23 protein-coding genes are annotated in these 24282 nt (G+C 65.7%); 16 read left to right on the forward strand and 7 right to left on the reverse strand.

Features of this window, described 5'->3' with window-relative positions; genetic code table 11:
- From QTH97_RS03755 to QTH97_RS03790, 8 genes are all read left to right on the forward strand, one after another.
- Entirely contained in the window at nucleotides 1-1434 is a 1434-nt protein-coding gene (locus tag QTH97_RS03755) for a GTPase/DUF3482 domain-containing protein (RefSeq protein ID WP_286566706.1), read from the forward strand.
- Nucleotides 1421-2212 (forward strand): glutamine amidotransferase, encoded by a 792-nt coding sequence (locus QTH97_RS03760; RefSeq protein WP_286566707.1) that lies wholly within the window; start codon nucleotides 1421-1423, stop codon nucleotides 2210-2212. The genes QTH97_RS03755 and QTH97_RS03760 overlap by 14 nt, the downstream gene beginning before the upstream one ends.
- 94 nt (nucleotides 2213-2306) lie before the next feature.
- Entirely contained in the window at nucleotides 2307-2951 is a 645-nt protein-coding gene (locus tag QTH97_RS03765; RefSeq protein WP_286566708.1) for a CDP-alcohol phosphatidyltransferase family protein, read from the forward strand.
- A gap of 15 nt (nucleotides 2952-2966) precedes the next feature.
- Entirely contained in the window at nucleotides 2967-3545 is a 579-nt protein-coding gene (locus QTH97_RS03770) for a glutathione S-transferase family protein (protein ID WP_286566709.1), read from the forward strand.
- Between the two features lie 56 nt (nucleotides 3546-3601).
- Entirely contained in the window at nucleotides 3602-5170 is a 1569-nt protein-coding gene (locus QTH97_RS03775) for a phospholipase D family protein (RefSeq protein WP_286566710.1), read from the forward strand.
- 38 nt (nucleotides 5171-5208) lie between these two features.
- A complete protein-coding gene (locus QTH97_RS03780) occupies nucleotides 5209-5823 on the forward strand; it encodes a histidine phosphatase family protein (protein ID WP_286566711.1) in 615 nt (204 codons plus the stop codon).
- Nucleotides 5824-5849: 26 nt separating this feature from the next.
- Entirely contained in the window at nucleotides 5850-6809 is a 960-nt protein-coding gene (locus tag QTH97_RS03785) for a DnaJ C-terminal domain-containing protein (RefSeq protein WP_286566712.1), read from the forward strand.
- 5 nt (nucleotides 6810-6814) lie between these two features.
- A complete protein-coding gene (locus QTH97_RS03790) occupies nucleotides 6815-7138 on the forward strand; it encodes a chaperone modulator CbpM (RefSeq protein ID WP_286566713.1) in 324 nt (107 codons plus the stop codon).
- Between the two features lie 24 nt (nucleotides 7139-7162).
- Here the strand turns inward: QTH97_RS03790 and QTH97_RS03795 are convergent, their stop codons facing one another.
- Nucleotides 7163-7561, reverse strand: coding sequence for a hypothetical protein (locus QTH97_RS03795; RefSeq protein ID WP_286566714.1), 399 nt, complete (start codon nucleotides 7559-7561; stop codon nucleotides 7163-7165).
- A 164-nt stretch (nucleotides 7562-7725) separates the two neighbouring features.
- Here QTH97_RS03795 and QTH97_RS03800 point away from each other — a divergent pair, with 164 nt between their 5' ends.
- The 6 genes from QTH97_RS03800 to QTH97_RS03825 all read left to right on the forward strand — a co-directional run bounded on the left by QTH97_RS03800 (nucleotide 7726) and on the right by QTH97_RS03825 (nucleotide 13863).
- Entirely contained in the window at nucleotides 7726-8583 is an 858-nt protein-coding gene (locus QTH97_RS03800) for a hypothetical protein (RefSeq protein WP_286566715.1), read from the forward strand.
- A 99-nt stretch (nucleotides 8584-8682) separates the two neighbouring features.
- Nucleotides 8683-9756 (forward strand): TAXI family TRAP transporter solute-binding subunit, encoded by a 1074-nt coding sequence (locus QTH97_RS03805; RefSeq protein ID WP_286566716.1) that lies wholly within the window; start codon nucleotides 8683-8685, stop codon nucleotides 9754-9756.
- A 56-nt stretch (nucleotides 9757-9812) separates the two neighbouring features.
- Nucleotides 9813-10499 carry a DUF3348 domain-containing protein gene (locus QTH97_RS03810; protein ID WP_286566717.1) on the forward strand — a complete coding sequence of 229 codons (687 nt, stop codon included), beginning with the start codon at nucleotides 9813-9815 and terminating at the stop codon, nucleotides 10497-10499.
- 10 nt (nucleotides 10500-10509) lie between these two features.
- Nucleotides 10510-12600: a DUF802 domain-containing protein gene (locus QTH97_RS03815; protein ID WP_286566718.1), complete on the forward strand. Its 2091-nt coding sequence runs from the start codon at nucleotides 10510-10512 to the stop codon at nucleotides 12598-12600.
- Complete coding sequence (locus QTH97_RS03820) at nucleotides 12600-13247, forward strand: OmpA family protein (protein WP_286566719.1); 648 nt, start codon at nucleotides 12600-12602, stop codon at nucleotides 13245-13247. Before QTH97_RS03815 ends, QTH97_RS03820 begins: the two co-directional genes overlap by 1 nt.
- The gene (locus QTH97_RS03825) at nucleotides 13240-13863 is read left to right on the forward strand and encodes a DUF2894 domain-containing protein (RefSeq protein WP_286566720.1); all 624 of its coding nucleotides are present in this window, start codon (nucleotides 13240-13242) and stop codon (nucleotides 13861-13863) included. Before QTH97_RS03820 ends, QTH97_RS03825 begins: the two co-directional genes overlap by 8 nt.
- A 6-nt stretch (nucleotides 13864-13869) precedes the next feature.
- Here QTH97_RS03825 and QTH97_RS03830 read toward each other — a convergent pair whose 3' ends face one another.
- Complete coding sequence (locus QTH97_RS03830; protein WP_286566721.1) at nucleotides 13870-15603, reverse strand: dipeptidase; 1734 nt, start codon at nucleotides 15601-15603, stop codon at nucleotides 13870-13872.
- Between the two features lie 850 nt (nucleotides 15604-16453).
- Between QTH97_RS03830 and QTH97_RS03835 the strand changes: the two genes are divergently transcribed.
- Nucleotides 16454-17188 (forward strand): hypothetical protein, encoded by a 735-nt coding sequence (locus QTH97_RS03835; RefSeq protein WP_286566722.1) that lies wholly within the window; start codon nucleotides 16454-16456, stop codon nucleotides 17186-17188.
- A gap of 19 nt (nucleotides 17189-17207) precedes the next feature.
- Here QTH97_RS03835 and QTH97_RS03840 read toward each other — a convergent pair whose 3' ends face one another.
- The gene (locus QTH97_RS03840) at nucleotides 17208-18623 is read right to left on the reverse strand and encodes a carotenoid oxygenase family protein (protein WP_286566723.1); all 1416 of its coding nucleotides are present in this window, start codon (nucleotides 18621-18623) and stop codon (nucleotides 17208-17210) included.
- 124 nt (nucleotides 18624-18747) lie between these two features.
- On the opposite strand from QTH97_RS03840, the gene QTH97_RS03845 reads away from it, so the two are divergent.
- Nucleotides 18748-19428: a TetR/AcrR family transcriptional regulator gene (locus tag QTH97_RS03845; protein WP_286566724.1), complete on the forward strand. Its 681-nt coding sequence runs from the start codon at nucleotides 18748-18750 to the stop codon at nucleotides 19426-19428.
- Between the two features lie 55 nt (nucleotides 19429-19483).
- On the opposite strand, the gene mmsB is transcribed toward QTH97_RS03845, so the two are convergent.
- From mmsB to QTH97_RS03865, 4 genes are read right to left on the reverse strand one after another with little or no spacing between them, the layout of a single operon-like run.
- Nucleotides 19484-20383, reverse strand: a complete 900-nt coding sequence (mmsB, locus tag QTH97_RS03850; RefSeq protein ID WP_286566725.1) for a 3-hydroxyisobutyrate dehydrogenase — start codon at nucleotides 20381-20383, stop codon at nucleotides 19484-19486.
- A 34-nt stretch (nucleotides 20384-20417) separates the two neighbouring features.
- Nucleotides 20418-21533: an enoyl-CoA hydratase/isomerase family protein gene (locus tag QTH97_RS03855; RefSeq protein WP_286566726.1), complete on the reverse strand. Its 1116-nt coding sequence runs from the start codon at nucleotides 21531-21533 to the stop codon at nucleotides 20418-20420.
- A gap of 15 nt (nucleotides 21534-21548) precedes the next feature.
- The gene (locus QTH97_RS03860) at nucleotides 21549-22703 is read right to left on the reverse strand and encodes an acyl-CoA dehydrogenase family protein (protein WP_286566727.1); all 1155 of its coding nucleotides are present in this window, start codon (nucleotides 22701-22703) and stop codon (nucleotides 21549-21551) included.
- Nucleotides 22704-22713: 10 nt separating this feature from the next.
- Entirely contained in the window at nucleotides 22714-24237 is a 1524-nt protein-coding gene (locus QTH97_RS03865) for a CoA-acylating methylmalonate-semialdehyde dehydrogenase (protein ID WP_286566728.1), read from the reverse strand.
- Nucleotides 24238-24282: the final 45 nt, after the last annotated feature.

Consider the following 24282-nt stretch of genomic DNA (forward strand, 5'->3'; position numbering starts at 1 on the left):
ATGAGCAAGCCCGCCAACCCCATCCGCATCGCCGTGGTCGGCCACACCAACGCCGGCAAGACCTCGCTGCTTCGCACGCTCACGCGGCGCGTGAATTTCGGCGAGGTGTCGGAACGCCCCGGCACCACGCGCCATGTCGAGTCGGTCGACCTCCTGGTTGATGGTGCGACGGCCGTGCGCTTCTTCGACACACCCGGCCTGGAAGATGCCGTCGCGCTGCGCGAGCATCTCGAAGCCTTCGACAGGAATCTGACGCCGCCCGACCGCATCCGCAAGTTCCTGCAAGGCCCCGAAGCGCACGGCGCTTTCGAGCAGGAAGCCAAGGTGCTCCGCGCCCTGCTCGATGTCGATGCCGCGTTTCTCGTCATCGATGCGCGCGAACCGGTGCTGCCCAAGTTCCGCGCGGAGATCGAACTGCTGAGCGCCTGTGCGCGCCCGGTGCTGCCGGTGCTGAATTTCGTTGGCCGTCCCGCGAGTCGCGAGGCCGCGTGGAAGGAACTTCTCTCGGCCTATGGGTTGCACGTCGTGGTGCGCTTCGATGCCGCGGCGCCTTTTGTCGGCGCCGAGCGCGATCTCTACCGCGATCTTTCCACGCTGCTGCGCGACCGGCGTGCGGCGCTGGATGGCGTGGCGGCCTTCCTGGACGCCGAGTTCAGGCAGCGTCGGCAGGCTGCAAGCACGCGCATCGCGGAACTGCTGGTCGATGCGACATCGATGCGGCGCACGGCCTCGTCTACGGAATTTGCCGACGACGAAGGGCGCCGGCGCCTGGTCGGCGCATTGCAGAAATCCCTGTTCGACAGGGCGCAGCGTTGCGCCGATGACCTGCTCGCGCTCTACGGTTTTCGCGAAGGCGATGCGGATGAAGCCGCGCTGCCGTTGGTGGAAGGTCGATGGACCATGGACTTTTTCCATCCGGAGGCCTTGAAGGACGCGGGAATCCTGCTCGGCAAGGGCGTCGCGGTCGGCGCGGCAGTTGGCGTCGTCGCCGACCTCGCGCTCGCCGGGCTTTCGCTCGGCGCCGGTGCGGCACTGGGCGGCGCCATTGGCGGCGCAGTCTCTCAAGGCTGGGGGCCGCTCGGTCGCAAGCTCGCCAACAAGCTGCGCGACGTGCATGAGCTCACCGTGGAAGACCGCGTGCTGTTCGTGCTCCTGAGCTGGCAACTCCGCCTGCTGCGGGCGCTGGAGCAGCGCGGCCATGCGGCGGTCGACCGCATCGACGCCGGGGCCGGCGCCACGAGCTCGACGGACGCGGCGCACCGGACGATCGCCGATGTGATTCGAGCCGCGCAGCCTGCGCGCAGCCACGCTGACTGGGAGTCCGGCACCCGCTTGCGCTGGCGCGAGACGCCTCAACGGCAGGATCTCGTGGCGCACGTGACGCAGCGTATCGCAGGCGCGATCGAGATCGTGGAGCAGCATGACCCCGCATGAGTGCGGCATGATCACGCGCATGGAAGATATCTCCCCTCGTCCCCTCGCCATCATCAAGCTCGGCGAGACCTTCGACACGCTGCGCGAGCGCCGCGGCGACTTCGAGCACTGGATGGCGGCTGGTCTCGGCAACACCCGCCTGCCGGTCGTGGTGCTCGACCCGCGACGCGGCGATACCCTGCCTCGGCCTGCGGAAATTTCCGGCGCCATCGTGAGCGGCTCCCACGCGATGGTTTCGCACCGCGAGCCCTGGAGCGAGGCCACCGGCGCGTGGCTCGCGCAACTCGTTGCCAGCCGCACGCCCGTACTCGGCATCTGTTTCGGTCATCAGTTGCTGGCGCATGCGCTCGGCGGGGAAGCCGGGGACCATCCGGGGGGTATGGAAATCGGCACCGTCGAGGTCGAGCTCACGCCCGAGGCGGCGGCCGATCCGCTGATGCACGACCTGCCGCCGCGCTTCGATGCGCACGTGGTCCACCGACAAAGCGCGCTGCGGCTTCCCGCGGGTGCCGTGCGCCTCGCGGGCAACGACTTCGAGCGCACGCAAGCCTTCCGCATCGGCGAGAACGCATGGGGCGTGCAATTCCACCCCGAGTTCGACGCCGACATCATGCGCGGCTACGTAGACCACCTCGCGGAACCCCTGCGCGCCGAAGGCGTGGACCCCGCCGCGCTGCGCGACCGGGTGGCAGGCACGGCGACCGCGGCCCGGCTGCTGGGACGCTTCGCGCACATCGCCGAAGAACACGACGCCGCGGCGCACCCCGGCAGGTCCTGAGCCACGCGCGGCGCGCGCGACATCAGAATGCGACTACACCGCACACGACGCGCTTGCGCTAATGTGTTTCGCAACTTTCCCAACGAAAGCACCCATGCCCCCTTCATCCCCCGCATCGGCCCCTGTCCGAAAGCACTTCTCGATGATCCGCGGCTTCCACCTGGCCGACGTGTTCACCCTGGGCAACGCGGCATGCGGCGTCGGCGCTGTCTTCCTTGCAATGGCGTACGTGGCCAGCCAGTCTCTCAGCCACTTCCTCTGGGCCGCCGCGCTGGCGCCTGCGGCATTCATCTTCGACGTGTTCGATGGCCGCATTGCCCGCTGGCGTCAGACTCATTCGGCTCTGGGGCGCGAGCTCGACTCGCTCGCCGACGTCATCTCCTTCGGCGTCATGCCGGCGTCCCTCGCTTTTGCCGCCGGCCTCGACGGGGGATGGGACTGCGTGCTGCTCATCTATTTCGTGTGCTGCGGCGTGAGCCGGCTCGCACGCTACAACGTCACGGCCGAAGCGCTTTCCGAAGGCGCCGACAAGGTCAAGTACTTCGAGGGCACGCCCATCCCGACCAGTGTCGTGCTCGTGGGCGTGCTCGCACTCGCCGCATGGCAGGGCCGCATCGGCGATGCCATCTGGGGCGGCGAATGGCTGCTCGGGCCGTGGGTGCTTCATCCGCTGTCCCTGCTCTTTGCGCTGTCTGGCACGCTGATGATCAGCAAGACCTTGCGCATTCCCAAGCTGTAGCAAAGGACCTCTCCCATGGCCATGAAGCTCTACTACAACCCGCACAGTCGCGCGGTCGTCGCCAAGTGGATGCTGGACGAGGCCGGCGCCGACTACGAGATCGTGCCGATCAGCCTCGAGAAGCGCGAGCACAAGTCGCCTGAATTCCTGCAGGTCAACCCAGCCGGCAAGCTTCCGGCACTTGTCGATGGACGTGCACGGCTCTTCGAGAACCCGGCAATCTGCATGTACGTCGCGGAGAAGTACCCGCAGGCCAGGCTGGCCCCGGCGGTCGGATCGCCCGAGCGCGGCCGCTACCTCTCGCTGATGGTGTATTCGACGGCGCAGATCGAGCCCTCCATGGGCGACGACATCTTCAAGGTGCCCACGCCCCCCGGACGCGGTTGGAACAATGTCGAGACGGTGAAGGACGTGATCGAGCAGGAACTCGGCTTCGGCCCCTACCTCTTCGGCGCGGACTTCACCGCGGCCGACGTGATGGTCGGCTCGATGTTCGTGTGGCAACGGCTGATCGGCGGGCGCTCGGGCCGGGCCAAGATCGACAGCTACATCGATCGACTCCTCGAGCGCCCCATGGCTCCCAAGTTGTCCTGAAACCAGAGGGCATGCCTAGAATGGGCACGTAGTCATCGCCGAGTCAGGCCCGATCCATGATTCCATCGCGTGCACTGGTTGCCTTCCTTCTTGGGCTGTTGATCTCGGGCTGTGCCAGCTTGCCCGGGCACGTCGAGCGCATCGAGTCCACCGCGCTCTCGAACACCGACGAGACCCGGCTGGCCAAGGCGGTCCGACCCGGCACATCGGCCCATCCGGGAAAGTCCGGCATCCATCCGCTCCCCGTCGCCGAAGACGCCTTCGCGGCCCGGATCGTCCTCACGCAACTCGCCGACCGGAGCCTCGACCTCCAGTACTACATCTGGCACGGCGACACGACCGGGCAGTTGTTGTGGGAAGCCATCTGGAAGGCAGCAGAGCGCGGCGTGCGCGTGCGCCTGCTGCTCGACGATGCGAACACCGGCGGGCTCGACCCGACCCTTGCGGCACTGGACGCACATCCCAACATCGAGATTCGCCTGTTCAATCCCTTCGCGAACCGCGGCTTCAGGGCGGGCGACTTCGCGACGGATTTCGCGCGAGTCAACCGGCGCATGCACAACAAGTCCTTCACCGCGGACAACCAGGTATCCATCGTGGGCGGACGCAATGTCGGCGACGAGTACTACGGCGCGAACATGGAGGTCGGCTTCCAGGATCTCGACGTGATGGCGATCGGGCCCGTCGTGCGCGAAGTGTCCAGGGAATTCGACCTGTTCTGGAACAGCGCCTCCGCCTATCCCGCCGCGAGCATGTTGCCCCCAGCTGATTCCGACAGCGCGGCGCGCCTTCGCGAGAAATGGGACCAGGTCCACAAGAGCCCGGAGGCCCAGCGCTACATCGAGGCGGTGCGGCAGACCCCGCTCTTGCGTCAGCTGGCCGGCAACCAGGTCGACTTCGAATGGACGACGGCGCGCGTGATCCACGACAACCCGGCCAAGGTGCTCGACAGGACCGACCGCAAGGATCTGCAGATGCTGCCCTTGCTGACAGAAGCCCTCGGCAAGCCGCAGAACGAACTCGACCTGGTGTCACCCTACTTCGTACCCGGGCAGGGCGGCACGAAGACCTTGACCACGCTGGCGCGGAACGGCATCAAGGTGCGCGTGCTGACCAACTCGATGTCGGCGACCGATGTCAGCCCGGTCCACGCCGGCTACTCGAAGTACCGCAAGGAACTGCTGCAGTCGGGTGTCACCCTCTACGAACTGAAGCCCGGCATTGCCGTGCCGCCGCCCGACAGGGACGATGACAAGTCCCGAGGTCTTCCCGGCAGCGGAAGCCGCGCCAGCTCGGCTGCGAGCCTGCATGCCAAGACCTTCGCGGTGGACCGCAACCGGATCTTCGTCGGTTCGTTCAACCTGGACCCGCGCTCGGCGCACCTCAATACGGAAATGGGCGTGATCATCGACAGCCCTGCGCTCGCGGGCCGTCTTGCGCAGCAGCTCGACATGGCCATCCCCAAGGCGGCCTACCAGGTCCGGCTCAAGCCGGATGGCGGCATGGAATGGATCGACCGCACGCCGCAAGGCGAGACGATCCACACGACCGAACCCGGCTCGGGCGCGCTCAAGCGCGGCTGGATCAATTTCCTGGAGATCCTGCCGATCGAATGGATGCTGTAGGGTGGATGCCCCACACGCCTCACTTGCTGATTGATCCGATGAACGACGGCCTCCGACAACTCGTCAAGCTGGCAGCCGCACAGCCGCTGACACCCACTTGCGATCACTTCTACTTCCTGCGCCACGGACAGACCGAGTGCAATGCACGCCGGATCTTCCAGGCCATCGACGAGCCCTTGAGCGCGCTGGGCCTTGAGCAAGCGGCTCGCGCGGCCGAACTGCTGGCTGGCGAGCCGATCCGCAGCATCGTGAGCAGCAGCGTAAATCGTGCGCTGACCACGGCACATACGGTGTCGGCTCCGCATCGCATGGCGCCTGTGGTGTTCGAAGGCCTGCGCGAGCGCAACTTCGGCGCGCTGATCGGCACCTCGTCCGCCCACATCGATTGGGCCTGCGAGCCCGCAGGTGGCGAAACGCTTCCCGAGTTCGTCTCACGCAAGCGCGTCGCGCTCGGACAGGCCCTGGCGCACCCGGCGCCGGTGCTGATCGTGGCGCACGGCGGATCGCTCTACGTGCTTGCGGCGCTCCTCGGCGTGCCGATCGACATGAGCGTGCTCGGCAACGCACAGCCCTTGCGCTTCGAGCGAAGCGGCCCTGCATGGCGCGTGATGTCGCTTTTGCAGGCCGTGGACGGCGGAGCCGCCGTGGCATAGCCAGCCCTCCACACGGATTCAACAGCATGGACTTCAAGGACTACTACAAGATCCTCGGACTCGAACGCGGCGCGACCGAAGACGAGGTGCGCAAGGCATACCGCAAGCTGGCGCGCAAGTACCACCCGGACGTCAGCAAGGAGCACGACGCGGAATCGCGCATGCGTGACGTCAACGAAGCGAACGACGTGTTGCGCGACAAGGAAAAGCGCGCTGCTTATGACCAACTCGCCGATCACGTCGCGCGCGGCGGCAGCCCGGACGGCGGCTTCCAGCCGCCGCCGGGATGGGACGAGGGCTTCGAGTTCCATCGCGGCCCGCACGCCGGGCCGGCCGACCATGCGGAGTTCAGCGAGTTCTTCTCTTCGCTGTTCGGCGCCGCCGAGCGACGCGGTGCCGAGCGCCGGAACTACCGCGCCCGCGGCGAGGACCACCATGCCGCGATCGAGATCGCGCTGGAAGACGCGCTCAAGGGCGCCGAGCGCGAGATCACGCTGCGATCACAGGAGATCGACGCACAGGGCCAGCCCGAGTGGAAGACCCGCACGCTGAGCGTGAAGATTCCGCCCGGAGTGCATCCAGGCCAATACATCCGCCTCGCCGGGCAAGGCATGCCGGGCCACGGCGGCGAGCCCGCTGGCGACCTCTACCTCGAAGTGCGCATCGCGCCGCACAAGCTGTACCGCGTCGAGGATCGCGACCTCTACATGACGCTGCCGATCACGCCGACCGAAGGCGCGCTGGGCGCCCAGGTGCAAGTGCCGACGCCTGGCGGCGGTGTGGTCGAGGTCACGGTGCCGCCCAATGCGCGCAATGGGCTCAAGCTGCGACTCAAGGAGCGTGGATTGCCGGGCAAGCCGCCGGGCCACCTCTATCTGCTGCTGGAAATCGCACTGCCACCCGCCGACACCGAGGCCGTGCGCAAGGCGTACGAACAACTCGCCCAGGCGGCGCCCTTCAATCCACGCCGCCACCTTGGAGTGTGATGACCATGGCTACTGTTTCCGTCACGAGCACCACCTTGAGCGCCTCGCACCCGCTCGCCGCCCGCGAACTCGCCCATGCCTGCGGGGCGGAGATCGAATGGGTGGTGCAGTTGGTCGAGATCGGCATCATCGAGTCGCGTACGCAGGCCGAGCGGCCCGACGACTGGCGCTTTCACAGCAGCGACCTGCAATGCGCGCTCGATGCGCGGCGGCTGGAGCGCGACTTCGGCGTCGGCCTCGAGGCCGCCGCGCTGATCCTCGATCTGGAGCATGAAGTGCGACGCCTGAAGGCCGTCCTGCGCGCACAGGGGCTGGACAGGGAAATCTGAGCGAAGCCGGTGCCTCGCCGTGCGCTACCGCACCAGGTAGTAGGCCGAGAACTCGCCTGTCCCGTAGCTGCAGCGCTGGAATCCCATCCGCAGGAGCCTGCTCTCGAACCGGGGGCTCGCGATGTTCTCCAGATACAGCACTCGCGCCTGCAAGCCATCACCTCCATGGGTGAAGCGCTCGACGAACCTCGCGAAGTAGCCTTGGCCCCTGGCGCTGTCGGCCACTGTGACGTTGGCCAGGCACAGGGCGGGCTCTCCCGGCGTGGAGGGCTTGAACCACGAGTAGCGCGTGTAGGCCTGGAGCACCGTGCTCGTGTACCAGTTCGAGACGATGTTGTGCGCGCGGGGAATACTGGCTTCGAACTGGGCGAGCCAAGCGAAATAGAGGTCCAGTTCGGCCTCGAGACGGGTCGTGCAGTCCATGAGCCATGGTAGCCCGCGAGCACGATGTACTTTTGCATCCTCGCAACACTTGCGTCGCGAGAAGGACGGATTTTTGCAGGGAATTTCCCGAAGAAAAAATAGCCGAAAAGGTAAGTTTGGCCAAGGCTCGGGCGGATGGCCGATTGACGCCACACAGGTCCGGAATGAGACTGGCATTCTCCGCAGCGAGCGTCAACCTGTTCCGAGTCATGGAGAACCTGGCCGATCAGCACTCGTCTTCCCCGGTGTCCTGCAGGCATTGTGCTGCGCAGTTGCAGGAAGGGGACCGTTATTGCCGGTTCTGCGGCACCGATCAAACCGTCACGACCTCAACTGCTGGAGCCAAATCGGCCAGGGGCAAGGCTCTGGCGCCCATCGAGGTGGACTTCGCGGACACCGTGCAGCCAGAGGAAGAAAGCGTGGGCAGCCTCATCGTGACCCGCGCAACCAATGACGAGATGAACCCCGAGATCGGGATGGTCCGGCCCGGCGTCGTCTGGCAGCAGGACGTGGTGGGAGGGCGCGGGCCCAGGCAGTGGGCCAGCAACTCCGTCGTGTCGATCCGCCTCGTGATCGCGATCGCGGCGACCTTGGCGGTTCTCGTGCTCGCGCTGATGTTCGATCACTTCTATCTCGACAAGGAAAGCGACGCCGGCAGGCAGCGTGAGTTCAAGGCGAACATCGCACGGGTGCAGAGCGCCTTGAGCCGCGGCGACCTGGCTGCAGCGGAGCGCGTGCTCGATGCCTTGGACGTGGACCATGCGGATGACCCCGGCGTGCTGGAGCTTCGGGAGACCTTCGATCAGCGGGTGCAGACACAAGCCGACCGCCGCGACCAGCTTCGAAACGCCGCAGTCAAGGCGTCCAATGCGATCGGACTGGCGGAATCGAGTTCTCCTGCTGCCCCTGCGGCCGCGGAAGCGCCGAAGCCCGCCGTCACTGCACCCGCAATTGGCGTAGCGGAGCCGAAGGAAAAGGAGTGCAATGAAGCGCTTGCGGCGCTGGCCTTGTGCCAGAAGTGATCAGAACCAGAAGCGATATTCGGAAGCGGGAGACAGCGAGCAGCAATCACGGAAGCCGGGCGTCGTCCGGCGTGCTTACCAACCTTCGATGGAGCCAGCATGCGAATCACAACCATACTGACCGGGCTGATGTGGATGGTCTTCCTGTCCTCTGCGGCCGCTGCGCCGAGGGCGGAGTACAAGATCGTCACCGCGTCGAAAACCGGCACCTATATCCAGATCGGAAACGACCTCGCCAAGTGGGTCGCCGACCCTGCGGGCATTGACCTGGAAGTCCTGGAGTCGAAAGGCTCGGCAGAGAACGTCCAGCGCATGCGCTTCGAACCGGGGGTGAAACTGGCCCTGGTGCAGTCCGACGTGTACCAGGCATTCCTGGACGAAGCGAAGGCGGGCAACGCCGATGCCGGCAACATCATTCGACCCTTGCGCCTCATCATGCCGCTCTATGACGAGGAGATCTACTTTGTCGCCCGCGCCGACTCGCCACTGAACTCGATCCACGAGATCAAGAACAAGAAGATCAGCGTCGGCCCGTTGGGCAGCGGCACGGCGCTCACGGCGAGAACGCTCTACCAGTTGATGTTCGAGGAGCCCATATCGGCAGCGAACGCCCAGTACCTGAGCAACGAGGATGCACTGGTCAAGCTCACCGTCGACAAGACGATCGACGTCGCCATCATCGTGGCCGGGCAGCCGGCGAAGCTGTTCTCGGACATGAAGCCCGAGGCGCGCAAGTTCATCAAGATCCTGAAGCTGGACGAATCGGTGCCCGAGACCGCGCGTGCGAAGAAGACCTACTTTCCCGCGGCGATCCGTGTCTCGAGCTACCCCTCGTGGCTTACGGCCGACACCCCCACTCTCACCGTCAAGGCCTACCTGGTCACCTATGACTATGGCCTGCAGTCGACCGTCGGGAATCTTGCCCGCTTTGCCGAGTCGCTTTGCACCAACTTCGACAAGCTCCAGGCCAACGGACATCCCAAGTGGAAGCAGGTGCGCCTCGAACTGCCCGCCCTCAGCCAGGGCTGGCGCTACTACGGCCCCATGGAAAAGCGCCTGCGCGCCTGCATTGCCGGCCAGAGCGGCTACGGCACGCCGACCCCGACCAAGGCGCAGGCACCCGCGCGCGCCTGCACTGAGCAGGAGCTGGTGCTCGGCATCTGCAGACGGTAACAAGTCGGGCGGCGGGCCGGGCAGTGTAGACTGCCGGGTTTCTCCAATTTGGCAGCATGGTGCAAGTGTCACGGCGCACAGGTTTCACCGGCTCGGCGCTCATTCGCTTGCTCGCTCGGCTGACCGACATCGGCGTCCCCGAATCCAAACAGGCTTTCGCGGATCGATTGAGTCAGTGGGTCAGCTGGACCGACGCCATCTCCCTGGCCGGGGCGTTGGATGGCAGTCCCGCGACGGCGACTTCCGGCGCACGAGTTCCCCTTGGCGCCGAAGAAGGCGAATGCGCCCGCGCGCGGGCCACGCTGGTGCACGCCATCGGCGCTCCGATGGACGCGGCGGCGGAGTTCTCGCCGTACCGCCAGCGCTACATCTCCCGGCAACAGGCGATGGAGGCGAGCGTTGGTCCCCTGCGCGAGCGGCTGCGGGCCAGGCTGGCGGCCGGATCGCCCGCCATGGCCCGTCTGGCTGCCGTGGATGCCGTCATGGAGCAGGCGCTGGGTGTGCACGAGCACCGCTTGCTATCGACCTTGCCTTCGCTGCTCGAAAAGCACTTCAAGCGCTTGCGCAAGGCCGACGAGACGGCGCAGGCCGCGGCAGAGGCGACCGCCGGGATCGTCGGCGGCGTCCAGCAGGAAGCGTGGCTGGACGTGTTCCGCAAGGACATGCAAGGCGTATTGCTCGCCGAATTGGATATTCGATTTCAACCGGTCGAAGGGCTGCTCGAAGCCCTTCGCGTGAGTTAACCAGGCCTTCATGACAAGACTTCTTCACTTCACCGCCTTCTTCGTCGGCCTGGCCGCCGTCTGCTGGGTCGGCGTCGGGTACATCGGCACGAACCCGCTGGCTTTGGCGATCACGGTGTTGATCGGCGCGTTCTACCTGATGGGCGCGCTGGAGTTGCATCGCTTCCACCAGGCCACCTCCGGCCTGACGAATGCCGTCGCGGACTTGACTGTTTCCCCAACGAGCCTGGGCCCATGGCTCGACAGTTTGCATCCCTCCTTGCGAAACGCCGTGCGGCTTCGCGTCGAAGGCGAGCGCGTCGGACTTCCCGGTCCGGCCCTCACACCTTATCTCGCGGGGCTGCTGGTGCTGCTCGGGATGCTGGGCACCTTCCTCGGCATGGTCGTCACGCTGAACGGCACCGGGACGGCACTCGAAAACGCATCGGATCTGCAAGGCATGCGCGCCTCCCTGGCGGCTCCCGTCAAGGGCTTGGGCGTGGCATTCGGCACCTCGTTGGCCGGCGTGGCCGCGTCGGCGATGCTGGGCCTGGTCTCGGCCCTGTGCCGGCGCGACCGGATCCAGACCGCGCAATTGCTCGATACGCGTATCGCGACCACCTTGCGTGTCTTCTCGCAGGCCTACCAGCGCGAGGAGTCCTTCAAGCTGCTGCAGCAACAGGGCCAGTTGATGCCTGCACTCGTCGACCGGCTACAGGCCATGATGGCGACGATGGAGCGCCAGAGCCAGGCGTTGAACGAACGCCTGATCGCCAACCAGGACACTTTCCACGGCAAGGCCGAGGCTGCTTATGCCACCCTCGCCTCCTCCGTCGACCGCTCGCTGAAGGAAAGCCTCACCGAAAGCGCCCGTGCCGCGAGCGCGACGATCCAGCCGGTCGTCGAAGCCACGATGGCCAGCATCGCGCGCGAGGCCAGCTCCCTGCACCATACTGTCGAGCACAGCGTGCAACGGCAACTCGATGGGCTTACGGGCCGCTTCGAGGCCAGCACGTCCGGGATCGCGGATCTCTGGAAGACGGCGCTCGCCGGGCACCAGAGCGCGAGCGAAGCGCTCTCCAGGGACCTGCGCACCTCGCTCGACCAGTTCGCCCAGACTTTCGAGCAGCGCTCGGCATCGCTGGTGGACGGCGTCTCCGCCCGACTGGAAACCGCGGTAGGCAAGGTATCGGACACCTGGGGCCATGCACTGGCGCAGCAGGAGCGCGTGAGCGAAAACCTGTCGAAGGGCACCCAGGTCGCCTTGGCAGCGGCTGCGGCAACCTTCGAGCAGCATTCGAGTTCGCTTCTGCGCACGGTCGACGAAGCGCACGCAAGCCTGCAGACAGAGATGGCGTCGCGCGACGAGCAACGGCTCGGCGCCTGGACCCGGGCGCTCGAAACCATGGCCGCATCGCTCCAGCAAGAATGGCAGCAGGCGGGCGCGCGCACCGAAGGCCAGCAGCAGGATATCTGCAGGACGCTGGCCGAGACCGCCCGCGATATTTCCACGCAATCCGAAGCGCATGCGAAAAACACGATCGCCGAGATCGCGCAGCTCATGCAAGCCGCCTCGGAAGCGCCTCGCGCCGCGGCCGAAGTCATCTCCGAGTTGCGCCAGAAGCTGTCCGACAGCATGGCGCGCGACAACGCGATGCTGGAGGAGCGCAGCCGAATTCTCGAAACGCTGGAGACCCTGCTCAGCGCCGTGAACCATGCCTCCACCGAGCAACGCTCGGCCATCGATGCGCTCGTCGCCGCGTCGGCCGACTTGATGGATCGCGTCGGGACGCGCTTCAACGACAAGGTCGAGGCGGAAACCGAGAAGATGGCCGAGGTCGCCGCACAGATCACCGGCAGCGCCGTCGAGGTGGCGAGCCTGGGCGAGGCCTTTGGATTCGGCGTGCAGTTGTTCAGCGATTCGAACGACAAGCTGGTGGCGCACCTGCAGCGCATCGAAGGGGCGCTCAGCAAGTCCATCACACGCAGCGACGAGCAACTGGATTACTACGTGGCCCAGGCACGGGAAGTCATCGACCTGAGCATCATGTCGCAGAAGCAGATCGTCGACGACCTTCAGCAGCTCGCCAACAACCGTGCAACGGCGGGCAGCGAAGCGTGATGACGGAGGAACTCGACGCCGGCGTGGAGCCGACGGTTCCCGTATGGGCCGTGTTTGGCGACCTGATGTCGGGGCTGCTGGGGGCCTTCGTACTGATCCTGGTGTGCGTGGTCGGCATGCAGCTCGATCTCTCGACCCAACTGGAGGCGGAGGTCAAGCAGCGGCGAGAGGCGGCGCTGCGCCTGCAGACGCTTGAGAAGGCACTGGCCGGTCCTTTGGCGGCGGGCCGTGTGACGCTGAACAACGGGCGCATCGGCATCAGCGGCAGCGTGCTGTTCGCGGTCAACTCCGCAGAACTGCAGCCCGAAGGGCGTCAACTGCTGAAGACCCTGACCGCCCCGCTGGGCGCGTATCTCCAGGCCCGCGACGAGATCCTGATGGTGAGCGGGTTTACCGACGACCGGCAAGTGCGCGGAGGCAACCGCCAGTTCGCCGACAACTGGGAGCTGTCCGCTCAGCGTGCCTTGACGGTAACGCGGTCGCTGATCGAGGAAGGCATCCCATCATCATCGGTCTTTGCCGCGGCCTTCGGTTCGGAGCAGGCGGTGGCGTCGAATGCCGATGCCGAAGGTCGGTCGAAGAATCGGCGAGTCGAAATGGCACCCACGCCGAGGCCTTCCAACACCAACCTGAAGTCCCGTGAGTAGCGAGGAAGCCATCGACACCGTCGCGATGATCGAGTCGCGGCGCCGCCGTGGCGACCATCGCCTCGACCCTGTCCGCTTTCGCTTCATCGAGGCATTGGCCAAGCGGTCGGCCACTTACGGTGGTGACGCGCGGCGCATCCTCGACGACAGGGTCGCCCAGTTGCTCGCAGCGTATGCCGAGGATCTGGAGAAGACCCCGTGTGCCGACGGCAGCATCATGAAGCACAGCGGAAAGGTGCCGCGCCATCGCGGCGCGCTCGGAGCGCTCGTCGATCAAATGGGCCAGCATGCGTCACCCTTGGGCGACGCGCCGGGCGCCAGGGATGAACTGAAGACGCTCACGCAGTTCAGAAGCACCTGGTCGCGGCTCAGCGCCGATCGAAGGCTGACGCAGTCGGAGGCGACGGTGCCGCAGAATGCCGGCCCCCTCAACTCGCACCATCTCGTGCATCGATCGCTCCGGCTGATGCGCGACGTTTCGCCTGAATACCTCAGCCGGTTCATGTCGTATGTCGATGCCTTGCTGGGGCTCAACCAGTTGCACAGCGGCGGTGGCTCGGGCGGCGCGAACGCACCGCGCGTCGAGAAAAAAGCCGCCCGCGGCAAATCGGCCTGACCCCGTCTATTGCATCTTCTTCAGATTGCCGATGCGCACCAGCATCTCGGTGAACATCTGCATGTCCGCGTCGAGGTCGGCGATCTCCTTGAATTCCTTGGCGTTGTGCGCCGTGTACTTCTTGCCGGGCATGGCCGGCCCGAAGTTGATGGCGTTCGGCATCAGCTTGGCGGTGGTGCTGCCGGCGGTCGGTACGGGCTGGGCCTCGAGGCCGGTGGTGTCGCCGAAGATGTTGAGCAGGGTCGACAGCCAAGCGCCTTTGGGATCGCGCGCCATCCAGTCGCCCTGCTGGTAGTCGATCTCGACCTTGGCCTGGTTCGCAGCGGCCCAGGCATTGATCTTCTCGTTGATGGCCTGCGTCAGCTTCTCCGGCGTGTTGCCACGGGGCATGCGCACATTCGCGGTGACCTCGAGCCTGCCATCCTTCTCGCGAATGAGGTTGGGCGACATCGTCAGCGGTCCCATGAAAGCGTCGCCGTAGCCCACGCCCATCTTTTCGCCGAGGTAGCCGGTGCCGTAGAGATCGTTCAGATACTTGATGGCCTTGGTGTACTGATTGCCGCCCGTCACCATGGCGGACTCCTGAAGGAAGAGCGCGAGACGCGGCAGGGGGTTGACGCCCTCCTCCGGCCGCGAACCATGCGCTGACACGCCTGTGACCTTCACTTCCACGCTGTCGGGTTGCTTGAGGATGTCGATGCCGAACTTGCCGCCTTGGCCTTCGTACTTCTGGACGAAAGGCATCTTTGCGAACTCCAGCCGAGCGGCGACCTGTGTCAGGTCACCGCCTCTCAGCGTGGCCGTGGCCGTCTGCGGGACGGCGTTGGCCGCGGCCGAGCCGGTCATGGCGGTAACGAAGGTGCGAGCGGCATTGCTGCCATCGGCTTCGTCGACCGGGAAGAAGACCTTCAACGCGCCCGAGCCCTTTTCCGCGACGACAGCCGGGTACTTGCTGTCGAGCACGATGTTGTAGTCGGGCAATGGCGTCTTTGCCCGGTAGTACTTCATGCCATCGCCGCCCGTTTCCTCGGTGGTCTCGATCATGAGGCGGATGGTGCGGTCGAGCGGCAGGCCGCTTTCCTTCACGGCCTTCATCGCGTACATCACTGCTGCGATGGAGCCCTTGTCGTCGATGGTGCCGCGGCCGTAGAGATAGTCGCCCACGCGGGTCATCTTGAAGGGGTCGAGCCGTGTGCCATCGTCGAGCACCCATTCGTCCGCAATGACGGGCACGACGTCGGCATGGGTCAGGATGCCGAACTCCTCCTGGCCGCGACCCGGCAGCTTGACCTCGAAGATCCGGTTGTCGACGTTGCGGTACTGCAGGCCGAAGTCCCCGGCCATCTTCTCGATGAGCTGGCCGAACTCGACGATGGGCTTGCTCTCGTGCGGCGGCACCTTCTCCTCGCGCACCGTCGGCAGCGCCACCATGGCCTCGATGGAAGAAATCACCGCCTTCTGGTCGTGCAGGCGGTTGTAGAGGCCGAGCAGCCGGCCGATGTTGGTCAGGTCGTCGCCTGCGAGCGGCGCCTTCTTCTGGTACGCGGCGATGCTGGCCTTGAGCCTCGGGTCCGCCTTTGCGGCTTGCGCGAGGAATGCCCTGAAGCTGGATGAAGGCGTGGCCTGCTGGATCGCGGCCAGCTTGTCGAGTTCAGGCTTCTTGAGCGTGTCGGCGAGCGATGGCTGGGCCAACGCAAGGGCGAGCACCGCCGACAGGACGGAGGGGAACGATCGATTCATGACGGGGTCCGGATTCGGAGAATGTGCGTAGGCGTGCGAGTCTACGCACCCGTCGAGCTGGCCCCCTCTGCTTTCCCATGACGCCGGAAGAGTTGCGTACACGGGCTGCGCTGCAGCCAGGTCCGGAGCTATCCGGGTCCAGAGCGATTGCGTCGCCCGCTTTGCCGTTCTCGTTGACGACGAATGCTGTCTTTTTTCTAGCCACAAAACTCCCCTGTTAATTCAAAAACAACGATGACACCGGACGGCTTCCAGGAAATGAATCCCGCAACCCGGCGAAAACTCAAGATGATTTGCCGGAATGCATCCGCATCCGCAGGCTGCAACGCTGAGGGCGTACACGGCATCGACCGAAGAAACTCGCCATGCCGGCCAACCGGCCCCGCTCTGATGGCATTGCAGTGACGTACCAGCCAGGACGCTTGGCGAACTCGGCACGCCTACCCACTACGGGCGCCGGCCACTTTATGGAGCGGCGCACAAGCTAAAAATAAGAAAAGTCCGATCTCCCGAAAACAAGAGAAGACTTCGATATTTGGAGAAATTTCTTGGGAACTTTCGGCGGGATATCGGTCAGCCGAGTTCAGCTCGGAAAAGGGTCCTGGCGACACTTCAGTTGTCGTCGGCATTGATTTTTTTCGGCCTCTGCAAAGTCGATCGCGCCTTGAAAATTCACTCGATCAAGGACGCTTCGAACCGATCCCGATGTGCAGGAACGTCCGACCGAAGACGCGGAGTCGGCAAGTTGACCGTCGCCACTGGCAAAAAGTAGGCGCCCGCTGGCAGACATCTCGCCGCCGCAATGCGCATATTCGAAAGATTGCGTTTTCACGCCTCTGGAGAGCAACGAATGCCGGTGATTTGCGCTGTCTGCAATACCGAGAACCGCGACGCCGCGATGTTCTGTCATGGCTGCGCGCGCAAGTTGCCCGCCTTCGCGGCGACCGGACCTTCGCTGCTGGATGCGATGAAGCCGATGTCGGGCGTCGCGTCGCCCTTCGCGTCCCGCGCAACGGACGAGCCGGGCCACGTGACGATCTCTGCTGAAATGCGCAGGTTCTGGATTCGCATTGGCCTGCTCGTCATCGCCGCTGCGCTGGGCTTCTTCGGCTGGTTTGCCTACGTGACGCGCAAGATTCCCCTGCGCCCCCCGGAAACGGCGAAGGTGCTCCCTGCAGCGCCTGCTGCCCCATCCAGCCCGCCAGTGGCGACCGTCACGGCGGCTCCGAAATCGAAACCGCCGGAATCCCCAAGGCCCGCGGAGCCGGTGCCGCTCGGCAACTCACTGGGCGCAGGAGAGGTCGAAGTTTCCTCGGGTCCGGCCACGGCGCCGGTGCAGCCGCCCGTCACCTTCGCACCCTCCCCTCCGCCCGAGCGCAGGCAGCCGCCGCGCGCAGCCCCCCCTCCTCGCGCGGTCGCGCTCGATCCCAGGAGCGGCTGCGAGACGCTCAATTTCATCTTCGCCGCCCGTTGCGAAGCCGCTCATTGCGACAAGCCGGAATACACCCGGCACCCGCGCTGCGACCTTGTGCGCGAGGAGCGCCGACGAGACGAGGCCCGGCGCAATCCGACACTGGGCTTCTGAACAGCCGCTGCAGGCGGCATCAACCACGGGCCGGCAACCAACTCCCATGAAAGCCGGATGGCACCCGGTGTGAAAGCTGAACGGCGGCGATCGGGCCACCGGCCAGGGACTGCGCATCGAACACCGCCAGATCGCTGCGGCATTCGGCTGCGCGGTAGACGGTCGCCAGCAGCCAGCCCTCGCCCTCCTGCGCATCCGGCGCACGCGGGACGAATACAGGCTCGGACACGCGATCGCCCGGCGGCAGGTAATGCAGCGTGCGATGGCCCGTCACGGCGTCGTAGTGCGCCAGGCCTTCGTTGCCCGCGCCGTGGCGAGCTTCGCGCTGGCAGGCATACCAGCCATGTCGGTACGGCAATCCAGCGCGGCGCTCGTCGATGCGCGGAAACTCGCCGGGGAGGTCGTCCAGCGGTTGCTGCTCGAAGCGGTTGCCGGGTGCCGCGAGATCGAAAGTCCAACGGCACAGGCGCGCCACGCTGCGCAGCGGATCGGTCGGCCGTCCATCGGGATACGGGAACAGCGGCGGCTCGTCATAGCGCATCACGTCGGCCACGATGCGCAGACCGCCGCACTCGTCCCGCTCCTCCCATGCATTCATCACATGGAAGACATAGCCTGCATCGCCTTCGAACCAGCGGATGTCCTCGACGCGGCCGTCGCGCGGCATCACGCCGACCCGGGCGCCGAGTTCCGGCTCCCACGCGAAGGGTGGCAGCCCTCGCTGCGCGCGGGGCATGCTGGCCGACAGCGGCAGCACGGGAAACAGCACATGCCTCTCGGTCACGGCGAAGTCGTGCACCATGCTCGCGTAGGGCGCCTCGAAGCGATCGAATCGCGTCACGCGGCCTGACTTGTCGATCGCGCCATAGGTCATGCCGCTGGACAACGGCCCAGTGGTGCCGTAGCCGAAAAAGAGCATCTCGCCGGTCAACGGATCGGTCTTGGGATGCGCGGTGAAGGGGCCGTTCAAGGCACCGCCGAAGTCGAAGGGCCCGCGCGTGGCAAGCGTGACTGGATCGATCTCGATCGGCAGATGCGCTTCCTCCAATGCGAGCAGCCGGCCTGCATGCCATGCGACGTGGGTGTTGGCGACCCCCTCATCCGCAACGTCGGCAGCGGCGCCATCGCCCTCCTTGGGCCGACCGAAGCCGTCGAACAGACGGCGACCGGCCTCGTGCTCGGCCTTCCAGTGGGCGGTCCGGACCCAGCGATTGCGGTAGCTCGCGCGGCCATTGGCCAGCTCGAATGCGTGCAACATGCCGTCGCCGCCAAACAGGTGCGCGTCGGCACTCGGGAACTGTGGATTCGGGCCGTTGCGATACAGCGTGCCGTTCAGGCCGGCAGGCAGTTCGCCCACGATCGGCAAGAAGGCGGCTTCAGCCTCGAAGGTGATCGGAGCGCCGTTCACGCGCCGAGGGGGTGCTTCCTGGGTCATGGCGAATTCCTCGAAGTTGATATTGACGCTGTCAATACCCAGATTGGAAAACGGTCGCGAAGCAAAGTCAAGTAAAATTGACGGCGTCAATATCAATGCGCGCCGCCACCCGCTTCCGCTCGCCATGCCAGTTCCGCCCAAGAAGATCCAGCGCGAAAGCACACCTGCCCCACGCACGCGGCGCAAAGCCCCCGCTGCGCCCTATCACCACGGGGCGCTGCATGCTGCCTTGCTTGCAGCGGCACAGGATCTCCTCGAGAGTCAGGGCCTCGAGGGCCTGACCTTGCGCGCCGCCGCACGAGCGGCGGGCGTCTCGCACGCGGCCCCGAAGAATCACTTCGGTGACCTGACCGGCCTGCTGAGCGAATTGGCGGCGGTGGGCTTCCGCCAGTTCGCCGATGCGCTGCGGGTTGCGGCCGCTGACCATGCTGCCTCTTCACCTGCGCGCTTCGAAGCCATCGGCCACGCCTATGTCGCCTTCGCGCGCGAGCACCCCGCGATGTTCCTGCTGATGTTTCGCGGCGAGCGGCTCGACATGGAACGGCCCGCCTTGCGGGAGGCGATCGAGTTGGCCCGTCAGGCGCTGGCCGGCGCCGCTGCGGAGCGCCTTGGGCTGGCGCAGGAAACAGGGGCACCCGTCACTCCCGATCAAAGCGCAACCATGGTCGCGGCGTGGTCGCTGGTGCACGGCTTCGCCATGCTGTTGATCGACGGTCGTTTGAATCCGGTGCTGTCTCGCTGGCCCGAAGGCACCGATTGGCAGACCTTGCTTGCCGCCGTGTTCAATTCGCGACGCGCGCGATGACGCCTCGCATCGTCGTCACGGGGCGCGAAGCCCGACCCTGATGTCTCTTCGCGCTTCAGGCGGGCTTGGACTGCACCAGCTTGATGACGCTCGAGAAATCGAGAGCGCCATGCCCGGCCAGGCTGTGCGCCGCATAGAGATTGCGCGCCAGTCCGCCTAGCGGCGTGGCGGCGCGCACTGCGGCAGCGTTCTCCTGCGCAAGGCCGAGATCCTTGAGCATCAGGTCGGTGCCGAAGCCGCCCGCATAGCCCTTGGAGGCTGGTGCGGTCTCCATCACGCCGGGGAGCGGGTTGTACTTTTCAAGGGCCCAGTTGCCGCCCGAGCTCCGTCGCATGATCTCGGACAGCACCTTCGGATCGAGCCCGTTGGCAACACCGAGCGCGATCGCTTCGGACGTGCCGATCATGAGGATGCCCAGCAGCATGTTGTTGCAGATCTTCGCGGTCTGGCCCGCGCCGGCGCCGCCGGCGTGGAAGATGTTGGCTCCCATCTTCTCGAGCACGGGCCGCGCCCGTTCGAGGTCGGCTTCCGAGCCGCCGACCATGAAGGTCAACGTGCCGGCGATGGCACCGCCCGTGCCACCCGACACGGGCGCATCGATCACGGCCACGCCGCGCTTCCCACCTGCCTCGGCCACCTTGCGCGAGGTCGCGGCGGCAATGGTGCTGCTGTCGATCACCAGCGTGCCCACGGGAATGTGTTCAAGCAGCCCGGGCTTGCCGTCGCTGCCGAGATAGAGCGCCTCGACGTGCTGGCTCGCCGGCAGCATGCTGATCACCACTTCGGCGCCGGCCAGCGTTTCAGCAGCGGACTTGGCGATGGACACGCCCTCGGCGCCAAGCTTCTTGCAAGCGTCAGTCGACAGGTCGAAGGCACTGACCGCATGTCCGGCCTTGTGCAGGTTCAATGCCATCGGGCCGCCCATGTTGCCCAGGCCGATGAATGCGATCTTCATGTGATGTGTCTCCGTTGGTTCTGTGAGGTCGGGCTCAGACGAGCGCGGCGAGCGGATGCGGGCCTTCGGTGCGCACACGCAAGTGGTCTTCGACGAATTCGGGCGTGATCTCTTCGAGCGTCGCCGGGCTCCAGCGCGGATTGCGGTCCTTGTCGATCAGCACCGCGCGAATGCCCTCCGCGAAGTCCTTGTGGGCGCAGAAACCGAGCGAAGCCCAGTATTCCAGCCGGAACACCTCCGCCAGCGACATGCGCGGCACGCGCTGCCAGAGTTCGAAGGACAAGGCGGCCGAACTGGGCGCCCCCTTGGCGAAAGTCTTGGCGGCCGACTGCAGCCAGGGGTCATCGGATGACAGCTCGCGCAGGCGCTTCGCGATATCGAGCAGGTCGTCGCCAGCCATGAGTTGATTGATGGCGTCGAAATGCTCGCGCACCTTGGATGGCTGCTTCTCCGCGCCTTCGCCGGCCTGCGCGAGAAGGCGCGACAGCGAGGCACGATCGGCCTTGGCCTCGCCCGTCCACGCGTGGGTCGAGATGGCTTCCAGCAACTGTGCCTTGCGCTCCTGCGGCACCACGATGTCGGCCAGGCCGCAGAAGATCGCATCCGCCGCATTGAGCGGCGCCGCAGTCAGCGCGAGGAACAGCCCGATCCGGCCTGGCGTGCGGCGAAGGAACCAGCTGCCGCCGACATCGGGGTAGAGGCCGATGCTGATCTCGGGCATCGCAATGCGGCTCTGCAAGGTGACGACGCGGTGCGACGCGCCCGCCATGAGACCCACGCCGCCGCCCATCACGATGCCGTGGCCCCAGCACAGGAATGGCTTCGCAAAGGTGTGGATCAGGTGGTCGAGTTCGTACTCCTCGCTGAAGAAGCTCTCGGCGTAGGTGTTGCGCGCAGGCCCGCATTCAAGCAGCGTCTGGTAGAGCTGACGCAGGTCGCCGCCTGCGCAGAAGGCTTTCTCGCCGCTGGCGTCCAGCAGCACGCCGACGATGCCGTCGTCCCGAGCCCATTCGCGCAGTTGGGGAATGAGCAGACGCACCATGTCCACCGACAGCGCATTGAGCGAAGCAGGTGCGTTGAGAGTGGCGACGCCGAAGCGCTTGCCGTTGGATGCCTTGATTTCCTTGAAGAGGACGACGGGTTCAGTCATGTTCGCTTAAGAGATTCATCGGATGTCGCTGTCGCCCTCGAGAAGCTTGCGAGCGACGATGACGCGCATGATTTCGTTGGTGCCTTCGAGGATCTGGTGCACGCGCGCGTCGCGCACCAGCCGCTCCAGCGGGAATTCGCTCAGGTAGCCATAGCCGCCGTGCAGTTGCAGCGCGTCGTTGCACACGTTGAAACCGGCGTCGGTGGCGAAGCGCTTGGCCATCGCGCAGTAGGTGCTGGCATCGGCATGGCCCGCGTCGAGCTTGCTCGCGGCGAGACGCACCATCTGGCGCGCAGCCACAAGTTCAGTCGCCATGTCGGCGAGCTTGAACTGCAGCGCCTGGAAGCTCGCAAGGGGCTTGCCGAATTGCTGGCGCTCGTGCAGATACCTGCGAGCCGCATCGAGCGCCCCCTGCGCGGCACCCACCGAACAAGTCGCAATGTTGATGCGTCCGCCGTCGAGCCCCTTCATCGCGATACGGAAGCCCTCGCCCTCGCTGCCGAGCAGGTTTTCGGCCGGCACGCGGACGTTGTCGAAATTGATGGTGCGCGTGGGCTGGCTGTTCCAGCCCATCTTGTGTTCCTTCTTGCCGTAGCTGATGCCCGGCGCATCGGCCGGCACCGCGAAGGCGGAGATGCCGTTCGCGCCGCCGCCACCGGTACGCGCCATGAGCACCAGCGCGTCGGTCGAGCCGGCGCCCGAGATGAAGGCCTTTCCACCGTTGATGACGTATTCGTTGCCTCGCAACTCGGCGCGCGTCTTGAGCGAGCCGGCATCCGACCCGGCACCGGGCTCGGTGAGGCAGTACGAGGCCAGCTTGCGGCCGCTGGTCAGTTCCGCCCCCCACCGCTCTCGCACCGCAGGACCGCCCCAGCTGCCGAGCATCCAGGTGGCCATGTTGTGGATCGTGATGAAGGCCGTCGTCGAAGGGTCGACCGCGGCCATTTCCTCGAAGACCAGCGTCGCATCGAGTCGAGGCAGAGCCAGGCCGTCAATGCTTTCGGGCGCGTAGAGCCCGCAGAAACCGAGCTCGCCGGCCTTGGCAATCGCTTCCTTCGGGAAGATCGCTTCCGCGTCCCACTGGGCGGCATGCGGCGCGAATTCGGCCTGTGCGAATTCGCGCGCCGTGTGTGCAAAGGCCCGCTGCTCCTCGGAGAGTTCGAAGTCCATGCGCCCGAGACTACTTCAGGCTGATGGTGGTGTTGACACCATGCGAAACGGTGCTGTCGTCGAACCAGCGCTCCGTCACCGTCTTCGTCTGCGTGTAGAACATGATGACCTGCTTGCCGTACGGCCCGAGGTCCCCGAGCTTCGAAGCGCGCGAACCCGTGAAGGAGAACATCGGCACCGGCACCGGGATCGGCACATTGATGCCGACCTGCCCCACGTCGATGTCTTCCTGGAAGCGCCGCGCCGCCGCACCCGACTGCGTGAAGATCGCGGTGCCGTTGCCGTTCGGATTGGCGTTGATGAGCTCGATGGCCTCGTCGATGTCCGCTGCGTTGGCCAGGCACAGCACGGGGCCGAAGATTTCCTGGTCGTAGATGCTCATGCCGGGCTTGACGTCGGCGAACACCGTCGGGCCGACGAAGTTGCCCTTCTCGTACCCGGGCACCGTGGGCTTGCGTCCGTCGAGCGCCAGCGTTGCGCCATCGGCCACGCCGCGTTCGATGAGGCCGGTGACGCGCTCGTACGCCGCGCAGGACACCAGCGGCCCGACGTCCACGCCTTTCTCGGTGCCGGCGCCGACCTTCAGCGTCTTGGCCTTCTCGACCAGATCGGGCACCCACTTCTGCGCATCGCCCACCAGCACCGCGACCGACACGGCCATGCAGCGCTGCCCCGCGGCACCGAAGCTCGCGCCGGCCAGCGCGTTGAGCGTCTGCTCCTTGTTGGCGTCGGGCATCACGATGGCGTGGTTCTTCGCGCCCATCATGCATTGCACGCGCTTGCCGGCGAGCGTGGCGCGGTTGTAGACGTGCGTCCCGACCTTGGTCGACCCGACGAAGGAGATCGCCTTGATGTCCTTGTGATCGCAGATTGCGTTGACCACTGCCTCGCCGCCGTGCACGACGTTGAGCACGCCAGCCGGGATGCCGGCATCAAGCGCGAGTTCGCACAGCCGCATGGTGACCATCGGATCCTGCTCGGAGGGCTTGAGCACGAAGGTGTTGCCCGTGACGATCGCCATCGGGAACATCCACAGCGGGATCATCGCGGGGAAGTTGAAGGGCGTGATGCCGGCGCAGACGCCCAGGGGTTGCAGCACCGTGTATGTGTCGACGCCGTTGGCGACGTTGTTGGCCAGTTCGCCGAGTTGCAGGTTGCCGATCGCCGCTGCGTGCTCGACGACTTCAAGGCCGCGGAACACGTCGCCTTCGGCATCGGGCAAGGTCTTGCCCTGTTCGGCGGTGAGGATCGCGGCCAGTTCGGCCATGTTCTCGCGGATGAGTTGCTGGTACTTCAGGAAGATGCGGGCGCGCGCGCCGATGGGGGTCTTGCGCCAGGTCTTGAAGGCTTCCTTGGCGGAGTCCACGGCCGCATCGACTTCGGCCTGCGTGGCGAAGGGCACCTTGGCAAGCACTTCCTGCGTGGCCGGATTGACGATGTCGCGCCACTCGGTGGTCTTCGATTCGACGAACTTGCCGCCGATGAGCAGCTTGACGGTGGCGATTTTCGTCGCGGGCGTGGTGGTGGCGTCCATGTACTTTGTCTCCTGATTGGGGGGTGCAGGAGGGGGATGCTAGCT

The organism is Variovorax gracilis (assembly GCF_030317115.1).
In the GTDB taxonomy this organism is placed as follows: Bacteria; Pseudomonadota; Gammaproteobacteria; order Burkholderiales; family Burkholderiaceae_C; genus Variovorax; species Variovorax gracilis.